The 6,835-nt window shown below is 29.4% G+C and carries 8 protein-coding genes; 2 read left to right on the top strand and 6 right to left on the bottom strand.

From position 1 onward, the window contains the following. The 6 genes from ACFDSN_RS10410 to ACFDSN_RS10385 all read right to left on the bottom strand — a co-directional run. On the bottom strand, nucleotides 1–278 hold a 278-nt coding region (locus ACFDSN_RS10410; protein ID WP_375239787.1), incomplete at its 3' end, for a hypothetical protein. A gap of 53 nt (nucleotides 279–331) precedes the next feature. After that, nucleotides 332–1,186: a substrate-binding domain-containing protein gene (locus ACFDSN_RS10405; protein WP_375239786.1), complete on the bottom strand. Its 855-nt coding sequence runs from the start codon at nucleotides 1,184–1,186 to the stop codon at nucleotides 332–334. A gap of 38 nt (nucleotides 1,187–1,224) precedes the next feature. Beyond that, the gene (locus ACFDSN_RS10400) at nucleotides 1,225–2,094 is read right to left on the bottom strand and encodes a nucleoside phosphorylase (RefSeq protein ID WP_375239785.1); all 870 of its coding nucleotides are present in this window, start codon (nucleotides 2,092–2,094) and stop codon (nucleotides 1,225–1,227) included. Further along, nucleotides 2,095–3,027 carry a DUF1835 domain-containing protein gene (locus ACFDSN_RS10395; protein ID WP_375239784.1) on the bottom strand — a complete coding sequence of 311 codons (933 nt, stop codon included), beginning with the start codon at nucleotides 3,025–3,027 and terminating at the stop codon, nucleotides 2,095–2,097. Continuing rightward, nucleotides 3,028–3,354 carry a translation initiation factor gene (locus ACFDSN_RS10390; RefSeq protein WP_375239794.1) on the bottom strand — a complete coding sequence of 109 codons (327 nt, stop codon included), beginning with the start codon at nucleotides 3,352–3,354 and terminating at the stop codon, nucleotides 3,028–3,030. 64 nt (nucleotides 3,355–3,418) lie between these two features. Then, nucleotides 3,419–4,366, bottom strand: coding sequence for an isopenicillin N synthase family dioxygenase (locus ACFDSN_RS10385; RefSeq protein WP_375239783.1), 948 nt, complete (start codon nucleotides 4,364–4,366; stop codon nucleotides 3,419–3,421). A gap of 207 nt (nucleotides 4,367–4,573) precedes the next feature. Here ACFDSN_RS10385 and ACFDSN_RS10380 point away from each other — a divergent pair, with 207 nt between their 5' ends. Beyond that, on the top strand, nucleotides 4,574–6,493 hold the full coding sequence (locus tag ACFDSN_RS10380; protein WP_375239793.1) for a thiamine pyrophosphate-dependent enzyme: 1,920 nt from the start codon (nucleotides 4,574–4,576) through the stop codon (nucleotides 6,491–6,493). Nucleotides 6,494–6,556: 63 nt separating this feature from the next. Further along, nucleotides 6,557–6,835 (top strand): hypothetical protein (locus ACFDSN_RS10375; RefSeq protein ID WP_375239782.1); only part of this gene is annotated, 279 nt, incomplete at its 3' end.

Genomic DNA, 6,835 nt, shown 5'->3' with positions numbered 1-6,835 from the left:
ATTTTAGTCTTATACCATTTTAAATCATAAAAATCACTAACAGTTGAATCAACTACTAATTTATCAAATCTTTTTGATTGGTTCAATAATGTATCATTCTGATTTGATATATAGACTTCATATATATCACTTATATCTTTTGACCAATCAAACTTTAGCTTTTTTATTTTAAAAAATGTATCCTTATATCTTTTATTAGCAAATTCAGGTTCTTGAGTTTTTTTTTGACAAGAAATGAATAGAATAGATAAGATGTAAATGATAAATAATTGTCTCATATTAATATGTAAAAAAAATATAAATATTTCTAATTAATAATAGTATTTAATAGTTACAATTCCTCAATTAAATCTTTATAATCCCATTTTTCAGGAATTATGTTTAACTTAAATAATTCGTCTTGTACTTTTTCAACTGTTTTTTCTGTAATATTTTCTTGAGACCATTCGGTTAAACTTAACCATTCTTGTACATCTTCTAACTCTTGTTCGTATCGGTTTGAGATAGTTGTATCTATACAAGGAATTTGTTTAAACTCTTCTGTAGTTGTGTTTACAATATCTAAAATGGTTTTAACATCTGCTTTGTTGGTTTTTAAAAAATCTTCTCTTACAGCAATAACAAAACAAGGCCAAGGCGAAGGTAAATTACTAACACGTCTAAATGTGCCATTATCTACAAATGGTTTTGTGGTGAATTTTTCCCACATAAAATAGTCAGCTTTTCCAGAGGTTAAACCTTCTACAGCGCCATCAAGATTTTTAATAACTTCAAATTTCAAGTCGTTTTCTAAATCCCAGTTATTTTGTTCTGCATTTACAAAAGACATTAAATGAGAACCAGAACCATATCTACTAATGGCAGCTTTTTTTCCTTTTAAATCCTCTAAAGAATTGTAATCAGATTTAGCATCTACGTGAATTCCCCATTGTAAAGGCGTTTTTACAAATACTTGTACAATTTTAGATTTATTTCCTGCAATAATATCCTTAATAATACCTTCGGTTAAAATAACCGCCATATCAATATCGCCATTACGTAACCCTTTACACATTTCGCCAGTGCCACCAAAATAATCGTGCCAACGTAAGTTTATGTTTTCGGCTTTATAGTCACCATTTTTTAAACCTAAATACCAGGCTAAATTAAAATGTTCCGGAACGCCACCAATGTTTATTTGTTTCATATATAAAATAGAGTAGAAGTAGAGTTTAACTTCTAAATTTATTCAACTAATTTATCTAAGGTGTATTTAATTAAATCTTCTACAATTCCTGTAGGGTTTTTACTAAACTTACCAGTTGCTCTGTTTGCTAAAATTGCATTTAACGATATGGATTTATGTCCTAATAATGCTGCTAAGCCGTAAATTCCTGCAGTTTCCATTTCTAGGTTTGTAATTCTTAATCCGTTAAAATCAAATTGACTTAACTTATCGTTTAAATTATTATCTTGAGTTTGTAAACGTAAAATTCTACCTTGAGGTCCATAAAACCCAACATTTGTAGCAGTAAATCCATTAACTGTTTTGTCCGAAGATAATAAGTCTACTAAACCTTTATCTGCTTTAACGACATAAGGTTCAGATTTTTTAGAAAACCAATTACATTGTTTCATTAACGCTTTAGAAACTTCTAAATCTTGAAATTTTTCGCTATCATAAAAATGAAGTAAACTATCAAAACCAACAGCTAAATCGCTTATTAAAAAAGAATTTATTGGAATATCTTCTTGTATAGATCCAGATGTACCAATTCTTATAATGTTTAAACTAGTTAATTCTTTTTTAATTTCTCTAGTCTTAAAATTTATATTAACTAAAGCGTCTAACTCATTAAAGACAATATCTATATTATCTGTACCAATTCCAGTAGAAATTACTGTAATACGCTTGCCTTTAAAAGTTCCTGTATGTGTATTAAATTCTCGTTTATGTTTTTTTACTTCTATAGTATCAAAATGTTTAGATACAGAAGCCACACGATCTGGATCGCCAACAGTAATTATAGTATCTGCAATATCTTTTGGAAGTAAGTTTAAATGATAAATACTTCCATCGGGATTAATAATTAATTCGGATTCTTTTATTGCCATTTATACAGTTTTAAATAATTTGTTTTCTTTTTTATTGAAAACATAATCATATTTTAATACACCACCATAACTCATATTATTTTCAATTTCGTCATGTACATTTTTTAAGTGAAGTAACACCAAATCGCCTTCTCGATTTACAACTACTTTATCGTCGTATACAGTATAGAAGTCACTTAATCTTTCCATTAAGCGTTTTAATTGAATATCTCCAAAACCATAATAACCTTGGTAGTTTAAAGCGTATCCTAATAAGTGATGTAAACTTTTTATATTATTTGTTTTAATAAGTTTTAAAATATTAAACTCTAATGTTCCTAAGCCACTTCTAGTATCTGGAAAACGTTTTAGGTGTGCTTTTAAGCAATTTGTTAAATATTCAAAACTAGAAGATGTTACTATTAAAGGTTTAAAATCGTTATGATTTTCTGAGTTATAAATTCCCCAACATTTTTGGGCCAATTCTAAATCAGATTGCTTTAAAGTAATTCGTTCTTTATAATGTTTTTTTAGTTGATGCGAATTTAATTCAGGTAAACCTTTTAATCCTTTTTCTCCATTTATACGTCCGCTACAAACTAATTTTATTGGAATTCCTACTCCTTTTTGAAGTAGTAAGCTTACAACGGCAATTAAGTTAATATGGCAGAATAAATCGTATTCAAACCACAATATAATCTCATCGTATTGTTCTAAATGGTTTAGTTTGTTTAATTCAGATTTAAATTCATTGCGTTTATATTCTAAGTTATAAAACTGTCCTAAAAAAGTTTCTCGTGTGTTTATAAACTCATCCGAATCTATATTTAAAATAGTTGGCCCTTCACATAACATTTCATGCCATGTTAAAAACTCACCATTAAGTTGTAAAACTTTTAAACGTTCTGTTAAAGAAGAACCATTAGTAATATGAAGCGTAGTTTTAAGACTCATTTATCCACCAACACGTTTTACATTAAATCCTTTTTCCTTTAATATTGTCATAATTTTATCACGATAATCTCCTTGAATAATAATTTTATCGTCTTTAAAACTTCCACCAACACTTAGTGTAGTTTTTATGTCTTTAGCTAATTTTTTGAAATCTTCTGTAGCGCCAGTATATCCTTCTAAAATTGTAATAGGTTTTCCTTTACGTTTCTCGTATTTACAAATTATAGGATCATCTTGTAACCACAAACTTGAATCTTTTTTTTCTTCAATGTTTTCGGTTTCTTGATGTTCTGGGAATAAATTCTTTAGTTGATCTTTTAAGTCCATTTCTTCAATCTTCAATCTTCAATCTTCAATTTGTAATCAAATGCAAACTAAAAACTGAAGCTATTTACTTAATTAAGCCTAACTCTCTTAATCGTTCATTTAAAAAATCACCAGCAGTAATATCTTCAAATTGTTTAGGATTGTTTTCATCTATACAATCTTCAAGTACATCTAATTTCATTTCACTTATTGGATGCATAAAAAATGGAATAGAGTAGCGAGATGTTCCCCAAAGTTCTTTAGGTGGATTTACTACTCTATGTATTGTAGATTTTAGTTTATTATTGGTATGTCTAGATAACATATCTCCAACATTAATCATAAGTTCATCTGGTTCTGCCATAGCATCAATCCATTCGCCTTTATGGTTTTGTACTTGTAAACCTTTCCCTTGTGCACCCATAAGTAGCGTAATAAGGTTAATATCTCCATGTGCAGCAGCTCTAACCGCAGCTTTTGGCTCTTCCTTAATTGGTGGGTAATGTATTGGTCTTAAAATAGAATTTCCATTATGAATATAATTATCAAAATAAGTTTCTTCTAAATCTAGGTATAAAGCTAATGCGCGTAAAACATATTTAGCTGTTTTTTCTAACATTTGAAAAGCTTCTTTTCCTACAATATTAAATTTAGCTAATTCATTTACAGAAACGTTTTCTGGATATTCAGCTTGTAGTTTTGGGTTATCATCTACATATTGACCAAAATGCCAGAATTCTTTTAAATCTCCTTCTTTTTTACCTTTAGCACTTTCTTTTCCAAAAGAGACATATCCACGTTGTCCGCCAATACCTTCAATTTCGTAATTTCTTTTTGTTTCTATTGGTAAACTAAAGAAATTTTCAACTTCTTGATATAAATTCTTTACTAATGTGTCGTCTAAAAAATGACCTTTTAAAGCCACGAAACCAATTTCTTCGTATGCTTTTCCAATTTGCTCAACAAATTGTGCTTTTTTCACAGGATCATTAGATATAAAATCTGATAAATTAACGCTTGGAATATGATTCATTCTAAAATAAGTTTAATGTAAGTCTTACAAATGTAACGAAATCGTTTGAAAAAATTAATAAGATTATTGATACAAAGTATTAAACATATCGTAAAAATGATATATTTGAATTGGAAAATTAAAAAATAGACCATTTTGGAATACAAAGCTTTCAATTACGATAGAAAAAATCTTTCAAACGATACTTTATTAGACTTATACAGGCGCATGTTAAAACCTCGATTAATAGAGGAGAAGATGCTTATATTATTACGTCAAGGAAAAGTAAGTAAATGGTTTGCAGGAATTGGACAAGAAGCTATTTCTGTAGGAGTAACTTCTGCATTACATAAAGAAGAATATATTTTACCAATGCACAGAAATCTAGGTGTTTTTACAACTAGAGAAATTCCTTTAAGTAGATTGTTTTCTCAATGGCAAGGTAAAGCCAATGGTTTTACTAATGGTAGAGATAGAAGTTTTCACTTTGGAACACAAGAATATAATATTGTTGGAATGATTTCGCATTTGGGTCCACAATTTGGTGTAGCAGATGGAATTGCTTTGGCTAGTAAATTACAAGATAAAAAGCAAGTTACAGCTGTTTTCACAGGTGAAGGAGGAACAAGTGAAGGCGATATACACGAAGCATTAAATGTCGCTTCTGTATGGCAATTACCTGTTTTATTCTGTATAGAAAATAATGGTTATGGTTTATCTACACCAACTTCTGAACAATATAATTGCGAACATTTGGCAGATAGAGCTAAAGGTTATGGTATGGAATCTCATATTATAGACGGAAATAATATTCTAGAAGTATATAATTTATTAACAGAATTAGCAGAAAGTGTAAGACAAAACCCTAGACCAATATTTTTAGAGTTTAAAACCTTTAGAATGCGTGGTCATGAAGAGGCTAGTGGAACTAAATATGTACCCAAAGAATTAATGGATGAATGGGCTAAGAAAGATCCATTAGAGAATTTTAAAACTTATTTATTAGGTGAAGCGATTCTAACAGAAACTATAGATTCTATTTTTAGAACTGAAATTAAACAAGAAATAGACGAGAATTTAGCTATAGCATCAAACGAAGAAGCTATAGTTCCTAATTTAGATAATGAATTATCAGACGTTTATAGAGATTATAATTACCAAGAAGTTAAGTCTTTTTCTGAAACAGAAGAATTACGTTTAATTGATGCAATATCTAATGGACTTAGGCAAAGTATGGAACGCCATGATGATTTGGTTATTATGGGGCAAGATATTGCTGAATATGGTGGTGTTTTCAAAATTACAGATGGATTTGTAGAGCAATTTGGAAAAGATCGCGTTAGAAACACACCAATTTGTGAATCTGCTATTGTCGAAACTGCTATGGGATTATCTATTGCGGGAATTAAAAGTATAGTAGAATTACAATTTGCAGATTTTGTAAGTTCTGGATTTAACCCAATAGTAAACTATTTAGCAAAATCTCATTATAGATGGAATCAAAAAGCAGATATTGTTTTAAGAATGCCTTGTGGCGCTGGTGTAGCAGCAGGACCTTTTCATAGTCAAACTAACGAAGCTTGGTTTACAAAAACACCAGGGTTAAAAGTAGTTTATCCAGCTTTTCCATATGATGCAAAAGGTTTATTAGCAACAGCAATTAATGATCCAAATCCAGTTTTGTTTTTTGAGCATAAAGCTATGTACAGAAGTATTAGACAAGAAGTGCCAAAAGATTATTATACATTACCTTTAGGTAAAGCATCTCTTTTAAAAGAAGGAGAAGTAATAACAATTATAAGTTATGGTGCTGCAGTACATTGGGTTTTAAATACTTTAGATAAACATCCAAATATTTCTGCAGATGTAATAGATTTAAGATCTTTACAACCATTAGATACAGAAACAATTTTTAAATCGGTTAAAAAAACTGGTCGTGTAATTATTTTGCAAGAAGATTCTTTGTTTGGCGGAATAGCAAGCGATATTTCTGCTTTAATAATGGAAGAGTGTTTCCAGTATTTAGATGCGCCAGTTAAACGTGTTGCAAGTTTAGAAACACCAATTCCATTTATTAATCAATTAGAAGAACAATATTTATCTAAAGGTAGATTTGAAGACGAATTATTAACGCTTTTAGACTATTAATATATTTTTAAGAAAAAGGTATGGTTTTTGTTTTAATTTCGACTCAAACCAAAACATAATATTATGCGGTCTTTATTTATTTTAGTTTTTTGCATTGGAGCTTTACAGTTTTGTAATGCGCAAATAGATAGACCAAATAATTCTTTTGCTATTCCTGCAGAAGAAGTTAAAGACCCTAAAGCAGATAATGCACTAGATATAAAAGCAGAAAAGGAAGCCAACGAAATTATACCAGAAGAAACTGCGGATAATAAGGTTATTGCTACTAAACCAAAATTAGTATCTAAAAAACCTGAAAAACCTTTTTCTATAGTTGAGACTAATAACTTTAAAAACCCCGCA

Source organism: Aurantibacter sp. (assembly GCF_042094015.1).
In the GTDB taxonomy this organism is placed as follows: Bacteria; Bacteroidota; Bacteroidia; order Flavobacteriales; family Flavobacteriaceae; genus Aurantibacter.
This window is presented reverse-complemented; position numbering and strand designations above follow the sequence as displayed.

Bases quoted from the DNA above. Each gene is read 5' to 3' on its own strand.
- ACFDSN_RS10405 (WP_375239786.1), bottom strand. From the start codon at position 1,186: ATGAAACAAATAAACATTGGTGGCGTTCCGGAACATTTTAATTTAGCC.
- ACFDSN_RS10390 (WP_375239794.1), bottom strand. From the start codon at position 3,354: ATGGACTTAAAAGATCAACTAAAGAATTTATTCCCAGAACATCAAGAA.
- ACFDSN_RS10395 (WP_375239784.1), bottom strand. From the start codon at position 3,027: ATGAGTCTTAAAACTACGCTTCATATTACTAATGGTTCTTCTTTAACA.
- ACFDSN_RS10400 (WP_375239785.1), bottom strand. From the start codon at position 2,094: ATGGCAATAAAAGAATCCGAATTAATTATTAATCCCGATGGAAGTATT.
- ACFDSN_RS10380 (WP_375239793.1), top strand. From the start codon at position 4,574: ATGTTAAAACCTCGATTAATAGAGGAGAAGATGCTTATATTATTACGT.
- ACFDSN_RS10385 (WP_375239783.1), bottom strand. From the start codon at position 4,366: ATGAATCATATTCCAAGCGTTAATTTATCAGATTTTATATCTAATGAT.